Genomic DNA, 23,513 nt, shown 5'->3' on the forward strand with positions numbered 1-23,513 from the left:
ACAAATTCAAACACATGGAGAAAATCTTTATGAGAATCGAGCTGTTCTTTCACTCATTTTTCTGAAGCAGATAGAGGAGTGCTCCAAGGATAGGGACCATGCCGAGCCAATGCTTCTGGTTGTACCTCCCTCTCCTGCTTTCTTTCCAATACACTACGAATGTAGACAAAAATGTCAATATAACGAAATCGATCGACATTATATGAACAAATTGAGATTCCAAAAAAGCCTCTACATAAAATTCAAAATCACCCTGCGTCATCCCATAAATCAATAAAGTAATGGTACCCATAAATAAAAGAAGGTGGAAAACACGGGAATGAAGCCTATTTAATATGAATACAGGAACCCTTGGCTTTCTTGATTCCTCCCCTTTTGATAGGAAGAAGTAGGGCATTAAGGCAAATGCTCCTAGGAAGAACATTCCCAGAACAAAAGGCCATAACGGCAAACGGCTATCATCTTCTCCGAGCAGCAAGGCAGAGAAAACCAGTGGGTATATACCAAGAAAACTGAACACCATCAATAAATAAGGATCCGGATCATCCATGGTCAGCAACTGATGGAGGTATCCTTGGTTACCGTCAGGTGCTAGAAATACGGCATACAAAATAAAAGCCATCCAACTAATGAAAAAGATGCTCTGTCGTATCGTCATTTGACCACTCCCTTTTTAAAGAACCCTTTAAGTTAACTTTATATTTTTTTCCCTTTGAATGCATGACAAACACCTACAGATAAGCAGGCATCTCTGATAACGACAGGAAATACAAAAATAGCGCAGCATCAACAATAAAGCCTGATGCTGCGCTATTCTCTAACTCGACTGAGTCTTAATTCTGATCACCAATAAACTTTACGCAAACAGGTTCCGGAACATGAACATCCGATTGAACAAGAGACAGCTTCCCAGTATTCTTGTCCCTTTCAAACAAGGTCATCGTATTTGACTTCTGGTTCGTCGCAATTAAGAATTCCTCAGAAGGATCCTGCACAAAGTCACGCGGCCAATTCCCTTCCGTAGATGTCCATTCTACAAACGTTAACTGCCCCGTGTCTTGATCGACCTTATATGATGCAATGGAGTTATGTCCTCGATTTCCAGCGTACACAAATTGCCCATCTGATGAAATATGGATCGCACTTCCGTCATTTGTTTCTTTAAAGTTTTCCGGGATTGTTTTAATCGCCTGATGCTGCGTAAAACTCCCATCTTTCTCATCATAATGAAGCACAAGCACTTCTGAACTCAGCTCTGTCATGACGTATGCGTATTTTTGATTCGGATGGAAAGTGATATGTCTTGGACCACTTCCTGGCGCTGTGTTGAATACTTGGACCTGAGTTAGATTCCCTTGATCAGCCGCGTAAGTAATGACCCGGTCACTTCCAAGGTCGATTGCAATCACGTATTTTTCATCCGGTGTGAAACCTGCATAATGCATGTGTGGTTTTTCTTGTCGTTCATGAGGCCCGGTCCCCTCGTGCTCGATCACAGAAGCTGCTGGATTCAAGGATCCATCTTCATTTGTTAAGTAGGATACGATATTCGTTGTATGATAATTCGCCGTTACCACTGTGTTCTTATCATGATCGACACTCACATGACACGGCGGTGATCCTGCGGCGGTTTGGGTATTTAATTTTGTTAGCTCTCCTGTTTCCTCTTGAATGGAAAAAGCCGTCACGCCGCCATCTTCTCCTTCTTTCGTGACCGCATATAAATTTTTCTGATCGTCACTTACCGTTACATACGTCGGGTTACCTAATTCAGCCGCTAATTTCACATCTTTCAGCTCTTTATTGTCAGTATCCAGCGTAAACTGATAGACACCTTTACTATCCTGTTTTGTGTACGTTCCAACATATCCAACATACTTTGTCATTTTTAAAACTCCTTTAAAAATTAGAATGATTATTTGGTTAGCCAGACTGTTCCTAATCATTATCTCACAAATGGTTTCGCTCCTAAATAACTACACCTCTTGGAAGACAAATAAACCTGCCCTCTATTTTATATACAAAATGGAGGACCCCACCCGCCTCACAAAAATTAATCATGTAGGATTCGTCCACTATCCTAATGGCGATCCTAATTAAAAGCGAAAGGGCATGCAGAATATGGGAATATTGTCAGGGGAAGTCAAAGATTCGTTATAATAGAAGTATCCTATTTATTCGAAGGTGATGACAGACATGCAACCAAAATGGAAACAACTCCTCCAATTAATACGTGCAACCCACCCACCAAAGCTTATCTTTTCCATCGCATTATTTTTAAGTTTGCTTACGACTGTGGCAGGGCTTGCTATTCCTTTGCTGGCCAGCCGTTTGATCGATAACTTTGATTTGAATGACTTAAATACTACCGTCATTAGCGGAATCGGGATCGCCTTCTTCGTCCAAGCCGTGGCTGGTGGTGTGTCTGTCTATTTCCTTGCTAAAGTCGGGCAGCATATCATTGCTTCTTTGCGGGAGCAATTATGGAGAAAACTCCTCGTCCTCCCGGTGTCCTATTATGATGCCCACGAGACGGGAGATGCGGTGAGCCGGATGACGAACGATACGGGCGTCATCAAAAACTTGATCACTGAGCACTTCACCGGATTCATTACAGGCATCATTTCTGTTGTCGGTGCGATTATCATTCTTTTCTACCTGGACTGGCCATTAACGCTCGTGATGTTTTCCATCATCCCACTAGCCCTCCTTTTTCTCATACCAATCGGGAAAAAGATGGCAAACATCTCACGGAACCTCCAAAAGGAAACGGCGGGCTTTTCGGCTCATTTGACGCGCGTCATCTCAGAAGTCCGCCTTGTAAAAGCTTCGAATGCCGAAGACAGGGAGTGGAGAAAGGGGCAGTCAGGGATCAAAAGATTGTACGCTCTCGGTTTACGGGAAGGGGTCATTCAAGCTTTGATGTCGCCCCTCGTCTCTTCTTTAATCATCGTTGTCCTTGTTTTAATCATCGGATATGGTGGGGTCCGGGTAACTTCAGGGGCCATGACACCAGGGGAACTTGCCGCTTTCTTCATCTACTTGTTCCAAATCATCATGCCAATTACACAGATTGTGGTCTTCTCTACCCAATTTCAAAAGACAGTAGGAGCGACTGAAAAAGTGCTCTCGATTTTGTCCTTGGACGGAGAAGATTTCCAAGATGGAAGTGAGGTCAATTCTTTAGACCACAGTCTCGTTATTCAGAAAGTATCTTTTGGCTACCAGCCTGAAGCCCCGATCCTGGAAGACGTTTCTTTTACAGCAAAAAAGGGCGAAGTAACAGCTATTGTTGGACCAAGCGGAAGTGGAAAAACGACAATGTTTTCTCTAATCGAACAGTTTTATTCCCCCACTAGCGGAGATATTCGTTATGGCGAAGAACCAATCTCAACCTACAACCTGAAATCATGGCGCACGATCATTGGATACGTATCTCAAGAGAGCCCACTCTATGCAGGGACGATCAAAGACAACTTAACCTACGGATTAGATGGGGACATTCCCATTGAAAAAATACACGCTGCGGCAGAAATGGCTTATGCGGATACCTTTATTCAATCGTTGACCGATGGTTATGAAACCGAAGTCGGGGAACGAGGCATCAAGCTCTCCGGTGGACAAAGGCAGCGCATCGCCATTGCCCGCGCCCTTCTCAGAGATCCTGAGATTCTCATGCTGGACGAAGCCACTTCAAGCCTTGATAGCCAATCGGAAATTGTCGTTCAACAAGCTTTGAAAAATTTAATGAAAGGACGAACGACACTGGTCATCGCGCATCGCCTTTCCACAATCGTTGATGCAGACCAAATCATCTTTTTGGATAAAGGAAAAGTAACAGGAATCGGCACCCATGATGAGCTGTTCCAACAACATACGCTTTATCGTGATTTTGCTCGCCAACAATTGAAGACTGATGTGTAAAAAGCCCTTACATTTATAACTTTTCAAAAAAGAGGCGGTCTGGCGTCCCTTTGATAGCATTTCCATAACAATATTTTACTAATAAATAGAAACACGGGAGCCTATCGGTTTGTTTATTCTTTCCGGCACCACCACCAGTTGCCAAAGACGAACAATATCTAATAAGCGGAATTCGTAATGAAAAGTCCCGCGGGTCCCTACCCAACCTCTAAGCACTCATGATTATTACTCTTTAAATCAGTTATTTTTAAAAACTTCAGAAGATAACACTTGGTTCCCTAGGTTGTAAAACGAATATTTACAACTAAATAAATAAAATCATTCGTTTTTTTCATTGTTTATTTTAATAGTGTTTGTTATAGTTACACCACAGCCAATTACATATCGTACTCGTATATTCTCAGTAATAAGGTCTGAGCGTTTCTACCTGGTTCCCAAAGAAAGAACTAGACTACGAGTTGAAGCAATCAAGCTGCGGGAAAATAGCAGCCGTTTTTAGCGATGCCGCTAACCCATGCTTTAACTTTTGGTAGTCTGGAAGGTAGAACATTCACTTTACAGACTTTTTTATTTGCGAATAAACGATGTACAACGATGTGATTGAGTACTACATCAAGGGAGAGCTACTCATGAAAAACATTCGCAACCTCGCAATCTTACTATTCATCACTCTCATCTTTTCTTTCGTGGCAGGATGCCAGAGTTCCACAGAAGGAGAAGCATCTGCTGAAGAAAATGAACAGCAGCCGATCCTCATTCAGGGACCAATGCCTATTGAAGCCGAAAATTTCGCAGCAAAGCTTGAGGATGTAGAAGAAGAGACCTCCGGGAACTTCGTCTTTTATAAAGGGAAAGTCGATGATTATCCTGTGATTGTCATGAAGACAGGAAAAGGCATGGAAAATACAGCTGCCGCTACGGCAATTGCTATAGAAAAATTCAATCCGGCTTCCATCATCAACCAAGGAACATCCGGCGGTCACGATCCTGACTTGCATGTGTTTGATATCGTCTTAGGAGAAAGAACCGTCAACATCGGTTCATTGAAAACAGGACATAGAGAAGATGGAGAAGGTATCGCACCAAAAGAATGGATCCCAATGGACCTTATGGCATCAGAAGGCAGTGCCGGTGAAGACCCTGATGCTGAAAACATCCGTTATTTTGAAGGAGACAAGGAATTGCTTAAAGCTGCCAAAGCCGTCAAAGATACTCATGAAGAAGGAAAAGTCGTAGAAGGAACCATTGGTTCTGCAGACGTCTGGAACAATGAAGTCGACCGCATCCAGTGGTTCCATGAAAACTTCGGGACTTCTGTTGAGGAGATGGAAGGAGCTGCCGGAGCTCAGATCGCCAAAGCCTATGATGTGCCTTACCTAGGCATTCGTACATTATCCAATAATAAAACGAATGGCGGAGAATACAATCCAAACACGGCTGAAGCAAACCAAGAGTATGTCTATGAAGTTGTGAAAGAGTATATTTCTAATAGAAAATAAAATATATGACACACGCAATAAACGTAACCAAATAACTATTGCTGTTAAAAAGCGAAGCATCCGAGACTTATGCGGATGCTTCGCTTTTCTATGGTCTTTCACCTGTCTCATTAGATTATTGCGGATGAATGTCTCACGTTCTCATCAAGATGATTGTGAACTATGTGTTTTCTCATATTGCTCTCCATAAACCTTCCTCATATGAAAGTAATGCACGAGCCGGATCGTCGGACGGATGAGCATTTGAATACTTCCGAGGACAAAGAGCGTCACACCCCAGGTCTTCAAATGTTCGAAATAAAAAAAGATACTACCGATCAAGAACCAGAGTCCAAGCAGGACGTCATTGATGGTATAAAGAATATCGTAGGTTTTTTTAAAGAAGATATCATGTTTCCCTACATGGAGATCGATGTATTTCTGCTTGTCTGACTTTTGGTTCGACACACTCCCACCTCCTCTAATCCCATTCCCTCCGCAAGCTACTTTTATAACGTATTGATATCGTATGAATTGCAGAAGTTTAGAATCCTCTCCTCCTCCTTTTTGTGCAACCCACACAAATGTAAGCGCTTATATTTTGGTGTTTCAACGAATGTTTATGGATGAAAACATGATAGGGTAGAACATGGACATTATCAAAGACCGCCCTACATAGACGGTTGCAACAGGATTAGGAGGGTAATGATGTTAGACGTATTGAACCAAATCAATGATGTTCTATGGGGAACACCCAGTTTAGTCTTGCTATTCGGGACAGGGCTGTTTTTGACCATTATGCTAAAAGGGCTGCAGTTCAGTAAGCTTTTTTATGCCTTTAAACTTGCATTTACGAAAGAGGAGAAAACAGAATCATCTCAGGATTCCCAAGGGGATATTAGTAATTTCAAAACTTTAATGACAGCGCTATCAGCAACGATTGGAAACGGAAATATTGCAGGTGTCGCGACCGCTTTGACACTTGGTGGACCCGGCGCGATTTTCTGGATGTGGATCGTCGGCTTATTGGGGATGGCGACCAAATACTCTGAAGCTCTCCTTGCGATGAAGTATCGAGTGAAAAATGAGAACGGAGAGTATTCTGGTGGACCGATGTATTATGTAGAACGAGGCATCGGGAAGAAGTGGAAATGGCTTGCCGTCGCATTCGCATTATTCGGTGCCTTTGCCGCATTAGGAATCGGTAACAGTGTTCAGTCCAATACCATTTCAGATGTTATGACGGAAAGCTTCCACATTAATGGCTGGTTCACTGGAGCTGTGCTTGCGATTTTGACAGGGCTGATCATTTTCGGAGGTATCCAGCGGATCAGTACAGTGGCCGGATTTTTCGTTCCGATCATGGCTTTTCTTTATATTGGAGGGGCTCTATTCATCATCATCGCCAACTACGAGGCGATTGTCCCTGCTTTTGAAATGATCTTCCAATACGCCTTCAGTCCGGTATCCGCAGCCGGTGGATTTGCTGGTGTTGTCGTCATGGAAGCGGTCAGAAGTGGTGTTTCAAGAGGAATTTTCTCAAACGAAGCTGGTTTAGGTACGGCCGCATTAATCGCTGGAAATGCCAAGACCGATCATCCAGTAAAACAAGCACTCGTTGCCATGACAGGTACGTTCATCGTAACCATCGTCGTTTGTACCATGACAGGGCTTGTCTTGATTATGACAGGATTTTGGGATCCATCCGGTGGAGCAATCTCTGGTGTTCAACACGCGACCGGCCTAGACGGTGGCGCGCTTACAAGTGCTGCATTCGGACATGCATTAGGAACGATAGGCGAATACATCGTAGCCTTTTCCGTCATCTTCTTCGGCTTTTCAACGATTGTTGGATGGTACATGTACGGAGAGAAGTGTTTCGAATATCTCTTGGGACTTCGCTATATCGTTCCATATCGTTTCATTTACATCACAGCAACATTTATGGGCGCCGTTATGCAGCTTGATCTCGTATGGGCTTTTGCGAACATGGCGAATGCTTTGATGATGATTCCCAACTTAATTGCTTTATTGCTTCTTTATAAAGTGATTGTGAAAGAAACGAACCATTACTTTAATGACTATATTCATCAACATCACTATACGCGTTCGAAAGCAAGTTAATATCATAATGGAAACAACCTGTCTTTAGGCAGGTTGTTTCTATTTGTTTCAGCTAGGTTAATCGTGAAATGGAACTTATAAAAAAAGAGGAAGAACTTTGAAAGTTCTTCCTCCCTTCTTTACCTCAAGCGATAGACAACCGCGGCAGCCTCCGCCCGACTTGCATTTCCTTTTGGTACAAATTCATTCCCTGGAAGACCGACCATGAGTTCAAGCTCGTAAGCTGCTGTGACTTCATCCACAAACCCGATACGGATCAGATCCTTATCGTCATAAGGCAGGTCACTTGATGGATGATAATCCTTTCCGGTTTTAAATTCATAAGCACGGACGATCATTGCCGCCATTTGTTCGCGAGTGATAAAAGCTTCAGGATCGAAACGATCAGACGCAATTCCATGGACAATGCCATTTTCAAACGCAGCGGCCACTTCCTCCTGATACTTGTCCGGTACATCTTTAAATGGGCTTTCTCCTTCTGCCATTAAGCCTAACTCTCTTGTAAGAAGCATCGCGAATTGGACACGAGTCAGTTTGTCCGTAGGCCCGAAGTTTCCATTTGGATAACCTTTGATCACTCCGTCTTTGGCTAGTTCAGAAATCTCTCCTTCCGCCCAATAACCTTCAGGAACGTCAGGGAAAGAGATTCCCTCCTCTGTTTCAGACCATTCTACGGTGTATTCAGCGAAACCGTCGGCTTGAGTTTCCAGGTATGTGATGGCTTCCTCTTTGCCCGCATAATCTTTACCCTTTGGAGAGGATCGGAACGTTAAGGTTACATCCTCCTCGATGGGTGCAAAGGACCAGTTCCCATCCGCCTGAGGGTCAATTGTTCCATTTTCACGGATATAATTGACGAGTACCTGGCGATTTTCATCCGGTGATTCGATTACGACATTGTCACCATCAGGATTCGCAAATTTGGAAGAAGCACGATAGTTGTTTGTCGCTACTAAGAATTCCTGGTCAAGGTCGATCGGCTCATCATTGAATTCTACGTTAACGATACGGTGGCTGTTATTGATTTTATCCCCATCGTTGTTGTAGCGGGCCGGTTCGGTCACATCAATTTGATAAGTGATCCCGTCGATGACATCGAAGTTGTAACTTGGGAAACCAGGCTCTGTACTTGTATTCTCTTTGACCAACTGCTGGGCTTCATTTGTATCTGGATCGATTTGATTAAATTGTCCAGCACTCCACTCCAGCCACTCGATCACTTGAGCCCCATTGATTTTCACTGCCCGAACGGTGTTCGGATACTTATAGAGAGAGGTCGTATCTTTAATCGCTAAACCTCCCGCTGGTATATCGGTATAATCACCGACTCCGTCTCTTCCCGCTTTGAAGGGGGCTGCGGCGGACAGGACCGGCAATCCATCCAATTCTGTTCCTTGAATATACTTTTCAATATAGCTTTTCTGAGCATCATTGACGATCTGGACGGTCGGATCATCGAGAACTTGAGAAAAGTAGCTGTATAAAGGGGCCTCTGTTTCTCCGACAGGCGTTGCTACATAATCTTTTGTTCCCTCATGATCATGGGCGACAGCGTCCACAATTTCTTGATCCGGATCCACAAGAGGGTCTCCTGTTTCAGAGTCATAAATGGGACGGGCTTCCGAATTTCCTTGAACGACTTCCCATTCTCCATCCGTTTTTTCCATCTGTAAATCGATGATTCCTAAGTCAGATCCCCAGAAACCAGCTTGGGTGGTCGGCACTCCGTTGATCGTACCTGTATTCAAATCAATGTTGTGCTTGCCATCAAGAGAAGCATAATCCTCACTTGGGAACGTCTGGTGGGAGTGCCCGAAAAGCAATGCATCAAAACCATCGACCGTAGACAACTGATAGGTTTGGTTTTCTGCTCCCTTGATATATTCTTCCGCCGACCCAAGCCCTGAATGAGCGATTCCTACGATTACATCAGCGCCGGCTTCTTTCATCTCAGGAATGAATTTTTCCGCCGTTTCTTTCAAGTCACGCGTGGTCACGTGACCTTCCAACTTATCTTTGTCCCATGTCATGATCTGCGGAGGGACAAAACCGATGACACCTACCTTGATAGAGTGGGCCTCCCCATCTTGGTCAACGACTTTCCGGTCAAGGATCACATATGGATTGAAATAGTTTTCCTCACTACCTGCTTTATACACATTTGCGTTCACGTAAGGAAACTCTGAACCTGAAATAGCCTGTTTGAGAAACTCCAACCCGTAATTGAATTCATGATTGCCATAGTTTCCTGCGTCATACTCTAATAGATTCATGGCTTGATAGACAGGATGGATCTTTCCTTCTTCATCAAGAATCTTTTGATCGACAACATAATCCGCCATCGGATTCCCTTGAATCAGATCTCCGTTATCAAACAGCATCGAGTTTTCAACCTCATCTCTTGCACTATTAATCAATGTTGCTGTGTTTACAAGACCGACCTTGTCATCCTGTTGACCGGAAAAATAATCATAGTTCATGACATGGCTGTGCAGATCTGTCGTTTCCATCAATCGTAAATCAACGACATCCTCATCCGTATCCGCCATAACCGCTGAAGGCAATACGGCTGAGGCTGCCAAACCCAGACCTAGAGCCGAGCGAAGCCACCACTGCTTTTGGTTCTTTTTCACTCTCGCATCTTTCCTTTCCGTATGGATTTTTTTATGTAAAATCTTGGTGTTTCTTCTATTATTTTATCACCTTATCGAAATAATGATATGCCTTTATCTATACTGATCAATGATATTCTAAAAATAATTACCCCTACCTAAAACTAACTAAGGGTTAAGGGGCGTCTATCTGCATTCGTGAAGTTAAAAACCGAGACGTCATAATGTTCCAACAAGAAAACTCCCTCTCAACGAAAGCAAGAGGGAGCTCACAGAAAAAGATAATACGATTAAATGAATAGATATCACGCCTATAAATAATCCCCTTACTTTTCTTAAATTTTTCAGAGACAATAAATGGTCAGGCTTCTTCTTTCTTATCAATGAATGTTTTCCATGCTTGTCCTTGGATATCTAATTCCACTTCCGCTGCTCCCATTAAATATAGCTCGAACCTCTTATAATCCAGCGTCAACTCTTCTCTATAAAAATGCACCTTCCCTAAGATGTCTACCACTTCTAAAAGCAACTTAGCATTCGATTTCATCTCAGTTCTCAAACCTGCAATACTATAAAATAGGAGTAAATCGGCTCTATTCTTAGGTTTTTCTATTATTTTTCTTATTTGTAGTAATTCAGGGCGTTGAAATGGTGACCCTAAATACCCTAAATCACTGAACCTTTTAGTAACAATCAAGTTATTAGCTGAACAGTAATCAAACAACACCTTATCCTGGTGGATAATGCGCTCGACTGGAGTCCGTGAGTTTCCAAAATCAATAGACTTCCTGTAATAACAGAAAACACTTCCCATCCCTTGCCCACATCCCGTTCAGTATAGTGATGAAAGAATGAAAGACGCACAAAAAAGCATATGCATCCAACAATCTGGATTCATATGCTAGTATGGCCTCTTAAACCTCTCATATATTCACTACAAACTAGACTTATGGGTCTTTCTAATCATGCTCATAAAAAAAGAGCCTGGTCTTCAACCAGACTCTATCTAACACTTAGGGCATCAATTGAATAATATGTTTGACGGCTTCAGTCAAATCTTTCTGTGACCAGCTTGGCAGTTTTCCATGCTGAACCGCCAGCTCGTGAGAAGCAGGAATATGAACAAAGCCAGAAGGAACCTGTTTATGGTTCACATGAAAATGATAAAGCGCTTGATACATCACATGGTTACATAAGTAAGTCCCAGCAGTATTTGAAACCTCAGCCGGATACCCTTTTGATTGTAAGTCTTCAACAAAGCTCTTTATTGGCAGAGTAGAAAACAACCCATCCGGTCCCTCTTCTTGGATAGGATCCCCATCAGGTGTGTTCCCTTCGTTATCCTTTTCATTGCTTTCGTTACAGTTGATGGCAATCCGCTCAGGTGTCATTTTGTAACGTCCGGCAGCAAGCCCGAGTGAGATGACTGCATCCGGTTCGCCGTCATTGATATGCTCTAAAATTTCACGGCCGGACTTGTTATAATCGACGGAAAGAATCCTTCCTTCGATACGATATCCATTCAACTCTTTCCCTTTCAGTTCCTCTACAATTTGATGTGTCGGGTTAATTGGGAAGTCGAGAAATGGTTCAAATCCTGTGAGTAAAAGTGTTTTCATTTGCTGTTTCTCCTTTCATGGATAGAGGTCTTTTTCTTTCAATGATGTGATATCCACCTTCTTGATATTTGGATAACGATTGTTTTTCAGAGATTACTTCTAAGATCGATTGATTAAATACTTTTTGTGCTTCTATACATAACTTCAAGTCCTCCCCATACACCGTTTCGTCTGCGGCCTCAGATGTTAGATCTGCACTGACCCAGTCTGGAAATCTCGAAATCGCTACATGAGATTCAGAGTCTGGATGAGTCTCCCATGTGAAAAACAATAAAGATCCCGTTTGTTCTACAGGGAAGATATCAGGGAGCCATTGGTGGCCGTACTTTTTATACCGATCCATCCATTCCTGGTTTTTCTCTTCAAGTATGGTTCCTTGGACCTTAACCATCATATGATGTTGAATTCGTTCTAATAAATCCCTCTGTTTTTCATATGTTGCTCCCACTAATTTTCGTCCAATACCATAAATCAAAGCATTGGGAAGCCAATACGACTTCGGAAAACGAGGAGGACTGTTATACCCAGCAAAAGGCTGAATCCATTCATGAGCCGGAATCCCGTGATTATCAATCACAACATCAGGAACCCAGCGATGCATAAGGTCAGGAACAACTCGTGCTTCCCCGAATGGAGTAGATTGATAACGGTGTTCCGCGTACTCCAGTCCGACAGCATTATACCGTGCTGCATGGTGTTTCCATTCTGAGTTCTCCCTTGTCATTTTCTTGTGAATGATATCCCCATCAGGGTTGGCATTAGGTATGGCAACGATGTTCAAATGATCAACACTTCCGTTCTCTGATAAATCATCCATAAGTTCGATGACGGCGGGACGACTGGACACCTCATTCGCATGGTGTCCGGTTTCTATGAGAATGGTGGGCTTATAAGCAGAAAGTTTCTTCCGAGATAAATAGGTTTCATCGGTTTCTGTGTACCATTCATAAACGGGGATCCATTTCCCCTTGTAAGATTGCTCAGGTATCCATGTAAAAGAGGCACTCTTACTTTTTAACACATGTTTACCTACGTTGATAGAACTTGGAGGGACGGAGATCTTCTCCGTTCTTATCACACCATTAATGTCCTTGGCGAGTCCAGTTGGATAGGGGTGACTGTCCTGAAAAGTGAGACCGATGACAGCACCCTGCTTAAGTCCAATGTTTTCCGTTTGATAAATTTTAATATGAGCTTTTGGTCTCGACCCTTCCCTGACATTCATAAAAGGGTAAACCCCGCCTGGGAAATCCTGATCTTTGTCATGAATATCAAAGAAGTGGAGCGTATTAAAATACAAATCTTCATGTAGTGCTTCCAATGAAGAAATACGCTCGTGCTCAACAGAAAGCTTCTCCTCTGGCTCACTCATTTCAACATCGATTTCAATTCGGTCGAATAATGGCTGACCTTCGTTCAGTTTTAATTCATTCAAAAAGGAGTCTAAAACGCGTGTCTGATAAAAGTAATAAAAATTTTGACGGTCGGTAGCAAAAGCTTTCTGTTTACATACTTCGCCTCCTACCATCCAGCGAATCTCGTTTGAAACAGGATACACTCGTTTATTACCATCTACGTAGTTCATAGAATCGATAGGGACGAGAATCGATTTCTCAAAAATCACTCCTCCGCTTTTATCATAGACTTCCATGTTAACCTGAGGTTCTTGCGAACCATCAAGTTCAAAGATAACGACATCTTTATGTAAGGAAAGTTCTTCTCCAAGCCATTCATCCAAAGGATAAAGCTCCTGGATCCAGCGGATAGGTAACTCACATCCATCTTCATTCATTTCTTCTTTACAGACAAATTTGATGTGACCAATTTCTGAAACTACATTCTTCAAACTTTCTATCCACTCTTCCATCACTACACTGACAATCGGTTTAAAGGAAGAGTAAACATTCACCTTTTCTGCACCGGTCATTTTTTGAACTTTATTCCTGATTTTCTTTCTTTCAGATAAAGGTTCGGATAAGAAGATAGTCACTTCATCTGCTTCACTTGAATGATGTTTTCGAACAAGATCTAAACAAACATCCGTTTCGCGTTCACCTTCCCATATTAAATCTGAAACGACAAACTCTTCTGAAGTTGATTGCAAATCCGGTCGTTCCCAAAACGAAACCGCGCCCCCTTCCCGCCAGTGCTTGTCGTGCAGTAAATAACGGACAGCATGACGTAAGGAGCTTCCTTTCCCTTGGACCTTTATTCTATTACCGTCTAAAGTGATTTCAGATTGTTCTTTGTTCTGATTTTCGATTAGAAGTAAAACATCGGCATTCTCCACGTTTGTCAGTGGCAATTGTAAAGCCGTTGAGGACATCCCTATTCTGGCTGCCCCATAACAAATATCGAGGAAAATTTCCTGGGAAATACTTTTATCAACATGAATGGACATGGATTGTTTTTGAGTAGGAATGGGTGTCGAATCACTAAAAAAGGCATCATATTCCCAAAGCTCTGTGAGACTCTGAATCTCATTTGTATGATTCACATGGTTTTCAACAGATTCAGGAAAAGTAACAGGAGTCCTCTTTCCTTTTCCAACCCACCATTCTTCCTCACAAAAATAAATGACTTCCACTGGTCTTTTCTCCATATCAGCAACTGGCCACTCGCAAGCAAGAAATTGAAGGAAGCGACTTGATTCCTCCTCAGACCTATAGTGGAAAGTTAATTGCTTCGTTTCTGGGTGGAGTTTCAATGCTGTGATCGTTTCATCCTTAACAAAGTCCATCTTATAGTCTGGTTGCTGATTTCCGTTTAAAAATTCAAAAGTCAACGCGGTCGTTTCAAAACCAAGACGGGCACAAAAATCAATAAGACCTGAAGGAGTGAATCCTTCAGGCAATTGAAGATTGACGTTGATGTGATCTGGAACCCCGTCATGATTTCGGTCAGTAACAAGATAGCCTGGTTCCCAAAGATTTCTTAAATCATTCATTTTATCACCTACACATCAAGGTTTGGATCAAACTTATCCCGAAGCCAATCGCCAAATAAATTGAATCCTAGTACAGTAATCATAATCGCAATACCTGGGAATGTCGCGGTCCACCAAGCTGAACTGATATAGTTACGACTATCGGATAACATGCCTCCCCAGGAAGGAATCGTCGGGTCAACGCCTAAACCTAAGAAAGTCAGCGAAGCTTCGAGTAGGATAAACTCAGCAATGAAAAGCGTACCTAACACGAGAATGGAAGACACCACATTAGGGAAAATGTGTTTTCCGATGATCCGTAGATGAGAGCCGCCAACCGCTTTTGCAGCCTGGATATATTCCAGTTCTTTCAGCGACATGACCTGCCCCCGGATCAGACGGGCGAAGCCGACCCAATAAGTCAGCCCTAAAATGATGACAATCTTCCAAATGCCAGTACCCAGTACACTCATAATAATGATGGCAAACAAGATAAATGGGAAGGCGAGCTGAATATCAGCCAGACGCATGATAAGATCATCCATCCATTTACCAACATACCCTGAAATCAATCCAAGAATTGTTCCTACCACCATCGCTAAAAGAACACCAAAGAATCCAACCATTAAGGAGATCCTTGCCCCATAAATGATTCGGCTGAATAAATCACGTCCGATCTGATCAGCACCTAATAGGTGTTCTGTATCAGCCCCTGATATAGAGGGTGGAGCAAGCCTAGAAGTCAATTGAGCTTCCGTCGGATCCATGGGAGCTATCCAAGGAGCGAATAAAGCACAGGATACACTGATGATAACGAGAAGAAGTCCGAACATTCCGGACGCATTCTTCAGCAGGAATAGACCAGGACGAAACTTTTTCTTCGGTTTCGTCTGTTGCACTTGTTCTTCTTGTTCATAGACTGCAGGTTCCATCAGCTATTGCCACCTCCCGCTTTAATTCTCGGATCGATCAGACTATAGCTGATATCAACGAGTAAGTTAACTAAGACCATGATCATCGCAAGCATGATGACGCCACCCTGAATGACGGGATAGTCCCGCTGGTTAATCGCATCAATGATCATACGACCGACACCTGGCCAGGAAAAGACTTGTTCAATGATTACGGTCCCGCCTAACAGCGATCCGAATTGAATACCGAGAAATGTAATGGTTGGGATCAAAGCGTTACGGAAGGTGTGACGCATGATAACGACCCATTCTTTCAATCCTTTGGAACGGGCGGTGGAAACATATTGTTGCGATAAGTTTTCAAGCATGGAAGATCGGACTAACCTAGCAAGAATACCTGATAGAATCATACCAAGCGCAATGGAAGGCAGAATCAAATATTCGATTCCGTCATAACCCGAAGCCGGCAGCCATTGAAGGTTCACAGAAAAGATCAAAATCAGCATAATACCGAGCCAGAAGTTCGGAAAGGATATGCCGATGAGTGAGAAGATACGACCAAAGAAGTCTACCGCTGTTCCTCTTTTCACTGCTGACAGAATCCCTACAGGAAAAGCGATCAGCATGGCAACAAAAACACCGCCGAATGCTAGAAGCAAGGTGGCTCCCATTTTGTCTACGACCATGTCAGTCACCGGTAAGCCTGTCCTGAATGACTCCCCCAGATCAAAGGTTGCTAGATTTTTCAAAAATACTAAATACTGGACAGGTAAAGGTTCATCCAGACCAAGGTTTTCTCTCACGCTTTCAATGGCTTCCGGTGAAGGTTCACCAGCAGCAAACATGACAGTTACTGGATCGCCCGTCAGTCGGATACTAAAGAAGATAATAACGGAGATGGCTAAGAGAACTAATACACTATGTAATAGACGCCGAATAATGAACTGTAACACAACGTCCCCTCCTATCAATCAATGATATAGAAGAAGACAGGTTGCTTCCTGCCTTCTTCCATTCCAACTATTCGACGGTTACTTCTTCTAAACGCATACGATCTTCGTGAGGTGGTTGGAAATTCTTCACACGATCATGGACAGCATAAAGAGCAACTTCAGAGTAAAGGTTCGCTTCAGGAGCCAGTTCATGCAAACGCTCTGTCAGCTTCATGAAGATTTCTTCACGTTTTTCCTGATCCACCGTTGTACGTTCTGCTTCCAACAGCTTCTCTACTTCTTCATCATAGAAAGAAGGGTTCCAGTGTTCTCCTTCGTGGTACATAAGATACGCTGTATTATCAAAGTCGAGCGTCCATCCGCCCCAACCTTGACGGTACATATGACCAGCTTCGCCACTTGGAATAAGGTCAGAAATCAAGGTGTTGCTATCGACACTTTCAATGTTCGCTTTCAAGCCGACTTCTTCAAGGTAATAGGATACGACTTGAGTAATCTCTTTGAAGTTTCCATCGTTACCAGGAATATAAATGTCTACTTCCGTTCCTTCAGCGACACCAGCTTCTTCAAGGAGTTGCTTCGCTTTTTCAGGATCATATGGATATGGCTTCAGATCAGGGTTGTTACCAAAAGAAAGCTCACTTTGGAACGTGCTGATTTTCTCTCCGTACCCACCCAGGATTTCCTCAATGATGGCATCTTTATCAATGGCATAGTTAACTGCTTGTCTTACACGCTTATCGTCAAAAGGTTCTTTCTCCGTATTGAAACGCAAAGAATAAACTGTTGGTGTTCCCACCTCTTGAATAGAAAGAGAAGGATGATCCTTCAAAGATTCAACCTGACTAATTTCAACACGCTTCATGACATCAATTTCACCTGTTTGCAATTCTGCCAGACGTGTGGACGCCTCAGGAATGAAACGGAAAGTCACTTTATTAAGTTTGGGAACGCCGTCTTTCCAGTAGTCTTCATTCTTCTCAAGCACAGCTTTGCTATCCTGTTCATAAGAAGTCATTTTGAATGGTCCTGTACCTACAGGGTTTGTATTGAAATGTTCATCCCCATTTTCTTCAATATACTTCGGAGGAACAATTACGGCGCCATAACCAGCAAGTTTCGTCAAAAGGACCGGATCCTTTTCATTTAAGTTGAAATTAACGGTGTACTCATCCACCACTTCTACATTATCAATGGACGTATAGTTCGCTTGCTGTGGTCCTTGTGCACCTTCTTCACCGAGCAAACGATCAAATGTAAACTTAACCGCGTCCGCGTTGAAAGGTTCTCCATTATGGAACGTCACTCCTTCACGAAGCTTGAATTGAAGGGTTTTATCGTCTACATACTCCCAGCTTTCAGCTAGACCCGGCTGTAGTTCAAGGTCCAAGTTACGATCTACAAGCCCCTCAAATACAGATGTTGCAACCGTACTCCAATCCAGCAAGAATGTATCGATCGGGTCCCAGTTCTGTGGATCCCCAGGAACGCCTACCACTAATTCATTTTCTCTTCCTTCCACTTCAATCTCGCTTGCATTTTCGGCACTCGTTTCTTCAGAGTCCGAACTGCAGGCAGCCAGCAATAGAACAACAAATAATAACATGAAACTCCATCTTGCTTTCTTCATTTACTACTCCCCCATTTTTGTAATTTTTGATTCATATGGATAAGGTTCTGAAAAACCTAGTTGCTTTGAAAGTGTCTCGCAAATCCCCCACATCCGTGATGCATATCTTTCCGCCTGATCTGGTGTGACAGTCGAAGCAAATCCAGCCACACTAATTCCAGCTGCAATCTCTCCGAACCGGTCAAATATCGGCGTCCCTACAGATGCCGTTCCTTCTTCAAGTTCAGATTGACTGTAGCTATATCCACATTTCCGAGTTTCTTTTACCTTTTCCATAATGACCTCGTCATCGATCATCGTTTGAGAGGCGTACTTCTTTTTCTCCTTCTCCTGCTGCAGAATTCGTTGAATCTCATGGTCAGGTAAAAAGGATAACAGCGTACGAGGACAGGCCCCTGCGTAGAGAGGAGCTCTTCTCCCGATTTTCGTATATAAGCGGACAGGTTTATCACTTTCAACTTTTTCGATATAAATGGCCTCATCTTGATCCATGATAATGAGCTGGACGGATTCTCCGAACTCCTGCTGCAGCTTCCTCATATGCGGAAGTGCAAGGCCACGGATCTCGAACTGACTCGAAACCATGTGTCCAAGTTCAATCAGACGTGTGCCTAACTGATACATTTCTCCATCGATAAATACACCATTCTGATAAAAACTTACTCTTTGAATAAAACCTTCTTCCTCAAGCGTCTTCATTAAGCGGTAGACAGTCGCTTTCGGCAGATCGGATGCCTCAGATATTTTATCGAGCCTCCAATAAGGCGTTTCTTCTGTGAAAAATCTTAGAAGTTGAAGTGCTTTTGATAATGTTTTACTCATCCTATCCGGTCCGTTCTGGTTCTGTAGGCTGATCATATAAATGACAGGCTACAAACCGTCCATTTTGGTTTTCCAGCTGAGGCCGGACTTCAGAACAGATGTCCATTTTCATTGGACAGCGAGGATGAAAGGCACACCCTTTAGGTGGATCCGAAGGACTTGGTACATCTCCTTCTAAGATGATATCTTTTTTCTTACGCTTCGGATCCATCACAGGAACAGCAGATAACAACGCTTCTGCATAGGGATGAAGCGGGCGGTCATAGAGTTCGTGCTTCCCAGCCATTTCCACCATTCGTCCGAGATACATGACTCCGATACGGTTGCAAAAATGTTTAACAACACTCAAGTCGTGAGATATAAATATGTAGGTTAGACCCAATTCCTTTTGTAAATCACGCAGCAGATTCAATACTTGAGACTGTATGGAAACATCCAATGCTGAGACGGGTTCATCGGCAATGATGATGCTTGGTTCACAAGCTAAAGCTCTTGCTATCCCAATCCTTTGCCGCTGTCCACCACTAAATTCATGAGGGTGACGGTCGATTTGTTCAGGTCTTAACCCTACCTGATCCATCAGTTCAAGCACACGTTCTCTTCTCGCTTTTTTTCCTTCATACAATCCAAAGTTAATCAGTGGCTCTTCAATGATTTCTCCCACTTTCATCCTTGGATTAAGGGAAGCGAAAGGATCCTGAAAAATGATTTGTATTTCTCTACGTAGATTTTTCATTTCCTGTTTAGAGGCCTTCGTGATATCTTTGCCTTTAAACAAGACTTCTCCATCTGTCGCCTCAATCAACTGTAGAATGGTCTTGCCTGTTGTACTTTTCCCACAGCCTGATTCACCGACAATTCCAAGGGTCTCCCCTTTATTCACATGAAAGGAGACATCGTCCACGGCTTTGACTTGATTCAACGTCTTCTTACCGAAGATTCCTCCCTTGATTGGAAAGTACTTTTTAAGATTTTTCACTTCAAGAATGGTTTCCTGCGCCAACTTCCTTCCTCCCTTCTTGAACATTTGAAACATCCTCATGATAGAGCCAGCAACGGCTTTTCGATTGTTCATTGACATCGAACAATGGAGGTGTCTGATGACAAGCTTCAAATGCATGCTTACAACGTGGAGCAAATCGGCATCCTGTTGGCATTTGCTCAGGTGTCGGCACGGTTCCGCTGATGGAAGACAAATACTCTTCATCCTTGTCCATATTTGGAACAGAATCGACTAATCCCTTGGTATAAGGGTGTTTTGGTGATTCAAAGAGCTCTTCTACAGTCGCTTCTTCGACCACTTCCCCTGCATACATCACGATGACACGGTCACAAGTTTCCGCTACGACACCTAAATCATGAGTAATCATCACAATCGACATATTCATCTCATCTTGCAGGGACTGCATGAGCCTTAAGATTTGCGCCTGAATAGTAACGTCCAAAGCGGTTGTCGGCTCATCGGCAATCAACAGCCCAGGATTACAAGATAAAGCCATCGCAATCATGACCCTTTGCCTCATACCACCGGATAACTGGTGCGGATATTCATGCAGCACTTGCTCCGCGCGAGGTATTCCAACCAACTTCAGCATATGTAACGCACGGTCATACGCTTCCTTCTTCGTTTTTTTCGTATGATTACGCACTAGCTCAACGATTTGGAAGCCAATTGTATAAACGGGATTAAGAGAAGTCATCGGCTCCTGGAAAATCATCGCCATTTCTTTTCCACGCTTTTTTCTGTATGCATTCTTCGATAACTTGGTCAACTCTTCTCCATTAAGCGTTAAGGAACCACCTGTCACCGATAGTGCTTGCGGTAAAAGATCCATAATAGACAGAGACGTCATACTCTTTCCACAACCTGATTCTCCTACAATTCCAAGGGTCTCCCCTTTGTTTACAGAGAAAGAAACCTTATTAACGATGTTTCTTCTTTCGTTATCGATTTTCACCGACACTTCTAAGTCTTTTACATCAAGGACTTTGGACACGACCACCCCTCCATTTCATTATTTGAAACGCTATTTCATTTCCTGGATTAACCATATAATACATAATGGTCAGAAAATTATCAACCTTTGAAAAAGTATAAAAACTAGTTCTCCTGGGTGAAAATTTCTAACTTTCCTTTAGTCATAGGGAAAAGGAGACATAAAAATTTGTTGTAAAATTTATTAGAATGAAAAACCTTTTTTGTAAATTTGTTGAAATATGAGGAGCTTCAAAGTCATAAAAAAAGCGTAGGAGCCTATTTCCCTACGCTTAAATCGCTTCAACAATATTATGAGTTTAATAGATCAGTTTCTCTTACACTGGTCCCCAACTAATCAACACGCCAACCGTAAGCATAATGACAGCAATCACTGTCCAAATCAATAACAACGGCAGCATCCATTTCGCCCACTTAATCCAGGGCACTCCAGCTACAGCAAGACTCGCCATGAGCGGCCCTGATGTTGGGAATATGCTGTTCGTAAATCCATCACCAAACTGATAAGCCTGCACGGCGACCTGACGGGTAACGCCGATCATGTCAGCCAGCGGCGATAGAATCGGCATAGCGATCATGGCCTGCCCGCTTCCAGAAGGGATGAGGAAGTTCATGACACCATTAGCCACAAACATACCAAGGGCTGCCATCACAGGAGAAAGTCCTTCCAAAGGAACAGATAAAGCATGAACAGCTGTATCGAGAATGTTGGCATTCTCCATGACAATCAGAATGGCACGGGCGACACCAATGATAAGTGCGCCATACACAAGTTTTTGACACCCATCAAGGAAGGTCAGAGCAATCTTATTGTAATTCATTCCGGCGATGATTCCTGAAACAATACCAATAATAATGAAAAATGCAGCCATATGGTTGATCGTCCATTTGTATTGGATCGTTGCAAAGATGAAGAAGGCCAGGGCAACAGCAACAAAGGAAAGTATCCATTTATGTCTGGCTGTAAAAGGGGCTTGCAGTTCATCATGGGAAGCATCCTTTTCATCTAATACACCGATCAAGCTTCTTGATGGATCATGAAGGATTCGTTTCGCGTACCTCCATGTGTAAAGAATCGTTACCCCTACAATCACTACAAAAGCGATGATTCTCAAAGCCATCCCCGAAAATAAAGGAAGGTCTGCGATCGACTGTGCAATTCCTACCGTATATGGATTCAAAAATCCTACGTTAAAGCCGGCAAACGTGGCTCCAAACGTAATGGAAACCGCTACAATCGCATCAAGTTTCAACGCTCTAGCAATAATCACACCAATCGCAACAAATGGGATGACAGAGTTTGCTACCGCACCAACCGCACCGCCTAGAGCGAATAAAACAGAAACAATGGCAATCAGCCAAAACTCTTTCCCTTTCGTTTTATCTACAGCACGCAAGATACCTCCCTTAATGGCACCCGACCGCTCAATGACCTCAAAAGCACCTCCGGCGAAAAGAACGAGGAAGATCAATCCACCAGACTGGACCATTCCTTCCTGCAATGCTAAGAAAATATCCATAAACCCGGCCGGCTCTCCCTCAACGCTTGCATATGTATTCGGAACGACTCGCTCCACCCCATCAATCGTCTCTCTTTCAAATGATCCGGAGGGAACGATGTATGTAGCGATGACCGCTGTTAGTAAGACAGCAAACAGAATCACGTATGTATCCGGCATTTCCCACTTCTTCTTATGATTACTAGAAACTTCTGGTGCTTTTTCAGGCAAACTCATTTAATGACATACCTCCTAAAATTCTCCCATTTGAAATATTAGGAAATTATACTATAGTTCCTTTATAATCTCAAAATTCAGTCTTTTTCACCAATACTCTTTGTACGTCTACAAGTAGCATTTTAGTAGAATGTTCCTAGGGACCATAACCCCCTGAAAAGAATACTTTTAAGGAAATATAAAGAAATTTTTCATAAATTGACAAAAAAAGATATACTCATCTTCATTTTCTAGTATAATAGTCGTGGAACTAATTGAATGGAGGTGTAATTATGAATGTCAAATTAAAGAATGATGCAGGAGTCGTCAAAGAGGTAAAAGTAGGATTCAGTTGGACTACTTTCTTTTTCGGTTTTATTCCTGCTCTTATTAGAGGAGATTTAAAGTGGGCCGTGATCATGTTTGTTACTGCCATACTTGCCGGCATTTTCACCCTTGGAATTGGTGCTTGGATCCCTGGAATTATTTTTTCTTTTGTTTATAACAAGATCTACATCAAAGGGTTGCTGGAGAAGGGATATCGTCCTGCGACTGAAAGCGATCAAACAACATTAGAACAACAGGAGATTATCTCACCTGTTGCCAAAGGAGCTTAATAGGCTCGGGTTGTATCCTGAACCATTAAAAGCTACATAATGAATAAAAGAAGAAGAGGGAAGCGATCATGCCTCCCTCTTCTTCTTTTTTATAGAAACTGACTAAGATAAAAACCTCGATGAGGGATAACATCCAACCCACGTTCTATGGTAAAATGTGTAACGGTATTCAACATTAAACGGAGG

At 42.8% G+C, this 23,513-nt stretch carries 18 protein-coding genes and 1 riboswitch; of the genes, 4 read left to right on the forward strand and 14 right to left on the reverse strand.

What is annotated here, in order from left to right:
• Positions 1 to 49: 49 nt before the first annotated feature.
• Positions 50 to 658, reverse strand: a complete 609-nt coding sequence (locus GLV98_RS07430) for a hypothetical protein (protein WP_202409959.1) — start codon at positions 656 to 658, stop codon at positions 50 to 52.
• Positions 659 to 833: 175 nt separating this feature from the next.
• Complete coding sequence (locus GLV98_RS07435) at positions 834 to 1,886, reverse strand: lactonase family protein (RefSeq protein ID WP_160913631.1); 1,053 nt, start codon at positions 1,884 to 1,886, stop codon at positions 834 to 836.
• A gap of 301 nt (positions 1,887 to 2,187) precedes the next feature.
• Here GLV98_RS07435 and GLV98_RS07440 point away from each other — a divergent pair, with 301 nt between their 5' ends.
• Both GLV98_RS07440 and GLV98_RS07445 read left to right on the forward strand, forming a co-directional pair.
• On the forward strand, positions 2,188 to 3,924 hold the full coding sequence (locus GLV98_RS07440; RefSeq protein WP_160913633.1) for an ABC transporter ATP-binding protein: 1,737 nt from the start codon (positions 2,188 to 2,190) through the stop codon (positions 3,922 to 3,924).
• A 370-nt stretch (positions 3,925 to 4,294) separates the two neighbouring features.
• Positions 4,295 to 4,398, forward strand: a riboswitch (purine riboswitch).
• A gap of 155 nt (positions 4,399 to 4,553) precedes the next feature.
• Positions 4,554 to 5,423 carry a 5'-methylthioadenosine/S-adenosylhomocysteine nucleosidase gene (locus tag GLV98_RS07445; RefSeq protein WP_160913636.1) on the forward strand — a complete coding sequence of 290 codons (870 nt, stop codon included), beginning with the start codon at positions 4,554 to 4,556 and terminating at the stop codon, positions 5,421 to 5,423.
• Between the two features lie 144 nt (positions 5,424 to 5,567).
• Here GLV98_RS07445 and GLV98_RS20235 read toward each other — a convergent pair whose 3' ends face one another.
• Positions 5,568 to 5,870 carry a YrhK family protein gene (locus GLV98_RS20235; protein WP_160913638.1) on the reverse strand — a complete coding sequence of 101 codons (303 nt, stop codon included), beginning with the start codon at positions 5,868 to 5,870 and terminating at the stop codon, positions 5,568 to 5,570.
• Between the two features lie 240 nt (positions 5,871 to 6,110).
• Between GLV98_RS20235 and GLV98_RS07455 the strand changes: the two genes are divergently transcribed.
• A complete protein-coding gene (locus GLV98_RS07455; RefSeq protein ID WP_160913640.1) occupies positions 6,111 to 7,526 on the forward strand; it encodes an alanine/glycine:cation symporter family protein in 1,416 nt (471 codons plus the stop codon).
• A 119-nt stretch (positions 7,527 to 7,645) separates the two neighbouring features.
• On the opposite strand, the gene GLV98_RS07460 is transcribed toward GLV98_RS07455, so the two are convergent.
• The 11 genes from GLV98_RS07460 to GLV98_RS07510 form a co-directional block, all read right to left on the reverse strand.
• The gene (locus GLV98_RS07460) at positions 7,646 to 10,159 is read right to left on the reverse strand and encodes a bifunctional 2',3'-cyclic-nucleotide 2'-phosphodiesterase/3'-nucleotidase (protein WP_160913642.1); all 2,514 of its coding nucleotides are present in this window, start codon (positions 10,157 to 10,159) and stop codon (positions 7,646 to 7,648) included.
• 340 nt (positions 10,160 to 10,499) lie between these two features.
• Complete coding sequence (locus GLV98_RS07465) at positions 10,500 to 10,952, reverse strand: recombinase family protein (protein WP_160913644.1); 453 nt, start codon at positions 10,950 to 10,952, stop codon at positions 10,500 to 10,502.
• Between the two features lie 199 nt (positions 10,953 to 11,151).
• On the reverse strand, positions 11,152 to 11,757 hold the full coding sequence (locus GLV98_RS07470; protein ID WP_160913646.1) for a pyroglutamyl-peptidase I: 606 nt from the start codon (positions 11,755 to 11,757) through the stop codon (positions 11,152 to 11,154).
• Positions 11,729 to 14,704, reverse strand: coding sequence for a M14 family metallopeptidase (locus tag GLV98_RS07475; protein ID WP_160913648.1), 2,976 nt, complete (start codon positions 14,702 to 14,704; stop codon positions 11,729 to 11,731). Before GLV98_RS07475 ends, GLV98_RS07470 begins: the two co-directional genes overlap by 29 nt.
• Before the next feature lie 8 nt (positions 14,705 to 14,712).
• Complete coding sequence (locus GLV98_RS07480; protein ID WP_160913650.1) at positions 14,713 to 15,615, reverse strand: ABC transporter permease; 903 nt, start codon at positions 15,613 to 15,615, stop codon at positions 14,713 to 14,715.
• Complete coding sequence (gene nikB, locus GLV98_RS07485; protein ID WP_160913652.1) at positions 15,615 to 16,547, reverse strand: nickel ABC transporter permease; 933 nt, start codon at positions 16,545 to 16,547, stop codon at positions 15,615 to 15,617. Before nikB ends, GLV98_RS07480 begins: the two co-directional genes overlap by 1 nt.
• A 67-nt stretch (positions 16,548 to 16,614) precedes the next feature.
• Positions 16,615 to 18,177 carry an ABC transporter substrate-binding protein gene (locus GLV98_RS07490; RefSeq protein ID WP_160913654.1) on the reverse strand — a complete coding sequence of 521 codons (1,563 nt, stop codon included), beginning with the start codon at positions 18,175 to 18,177 and terminating at the stop codon, positions 16,615 to 16,617.
• A 3-nt stretch (positions 18,178 to 18,180) separates the two neighbouring features.
• A complete protein-coding gene (locus tag GLV98_RS07495; RefSeq protein ID WP_160913656.1) occupies positions 18,181 to 18,999 on the reverse strand; it encodes an IclR family transcriptional regulator in 819 nt (272 codons plus the stop codon).
• Between the two features lies 1 nt (position 19,000).
• On the reverse strand, positions 19,001 to 20,026 hold the full coding sequence (locus GLV98_RS07500) for an ABC transporter ATP-binding protein (RefSeq protein WP_160913658.1): 1,026 nt from the start codon (positions 20,024 to 20,026) through the stop codon (positions 19,001 to 19,003).
• Complete coding sequence (locus tag GLV98_RS07505; protein WP_160913660.1) at positions 19,980 to 20,996, reverse strand: oligopeptide/dipeptide ABC transporter ATP-binding protein; 1,017 nt, start codon at positions 20,994 to 20,996, stop codon at positions 19,980 to 19,982. The genes GLV98_RS07500 and GLV98_RS07505 overlap by 47 nt, the downstream gene beginning before the upstream one ends.
• A gap of 316 nt (positions 20,997 to 21,312) precedes the next feature.
• Complete coding sequence (locus GLV98_RS07510) at positions 21,313 to 22,731, reverse strand: YfcC family protein (RefSeq protein WP_237417066.1); 1,419 nt, start codon at positions 22,729 to 22,731, stop codon at positions 21,313 to 21,315.
• Positions 22,732 to 23,003: 272 nt separating this feature from the next.
• Here GLV98_RS07510 and GLV98_RS07515 point away from each other — a divergent pair, with 272 nt between their 5' ends.
• Positions 23,004 to 23,327: a DUF2628 domain-containing protein gene (locus GLV98_RS07515; RefSeq protein WP_160913662.1), complete on the forward strand. Its 324-nt coding sequence runs from the start codon at positions 23,004 to 23,006 to the stop codon at positions 23,325 to 23,327.
• Positions 23,328 to 23,513 lie beyond the last annotated feature (186 nt).

This window comes from Halobacillus litoralis, from assembly GCF_009856415.1.
In the GTDB taxonomy this organism is placed as follows: Bacteria; Bacillota; Bacilli; order Bacillales; family Halobacillaceae; genus Halobacillus; species Halobacillus litoralis_C.

Bases quoted from the DNA above. Each gene is read 5' to 3' on its own strand.
- GLV98_RS07435 (WP_160913631.1), bottom strand. From the start codon at position 1,886: ATGACAAAGTATGTTGGATATGTTGGAACGTACACAAAACAGGATAGT.
- GLV98_RS07430 (WP_202409959.1), bottom strand. From the start codon at position 658: ATGACGATACGACAGAGCATCTTTTTCATTAGTTGGATGGCTTTTATT.
- GLV98_RS07490 (WP_160913654.1), bottom strand. From the start codon at position 18,177: ATGAAGAAAGCAAGATGGAGTTTCATGTTATTATTTGTTGTTCTATTG.
- GLV98_RS07480 (WP_160913650.1), bottom strand. From the start codon at position 15,615: ATGGAACCTGCAGTCTATGAACAAGAAGAACAAGTGCAACAGACGAAA.
- GLV98_RS07470 (WP_160913646.1), bottom strand. From the start codon at position 11,757: ATGAAAACACTTTTACTCACAGGATTTGAACCATTTCTCGACTTCCCA.
- GLV98_RS07440 (WP_160913633.1), top strand. From the start codon at position 2,188: ATGACAGACATGCAACCAAAATGGAAACAACTCCTCCAATTAATACGT.
- GLV98_RS07475 (WP_160913648.1), bottom strand. From the start codon at position 14,704: ATGAATGATTTAAGAAATCTTTGGGAACCAGGCTATCTTGTTACTGAC.
- GLV98_RS07445 (WP_160913636.1), top strand. From the start codon at position 4,554: ATGAAAAACATTCGCAACCTCGCAATCTTACTATTCATCACTCTCATC.
- GLV98_RS07500 (WP_160913658.1), bottom strand. From the start codon at position 20,026: ATGTTCAAGAAGGGAGGAAGGAAGTTGGCGCAGGAAACCATTCTTGAA.
- GLV98_RS07455 (WP_160913640.1), top strand. From the start codon at position 6,111: ATGTTAGACGTATTGAACCAAATCAATGATGTTCTATGGGGAACACCC.
- GLV98_RS07495 (WP_160913656.1), bottom strand. From the start codon at position 18,999: ATGAGTAAAACATTATCAAAAGCACTTCAACTTCTAAGATTTTTCACA.
- GLV98_RS07465 (WP_160913644.1), bottom strand. From the start codon at position 10,952: ATGGGAAGTGTTTTCTGTTATTACAGGAAGTCTATTGATTTTGGAAAC.
- GLV98_RS07515 (WP_160913662.1), top strand. From the start codon at position 23,004: ATGAATGTCAAATTAAAGAATGATGCAGGAGTCGTCAAAGAGGTAAAA.
- GLV98_RS07510 (WP_237417066.1), bottom strand. From the start codon at position 22,731: ATGAGTTTGCCTGAAAAAGCACCAGAAGTTTCTAGTAATCATAAGAAG.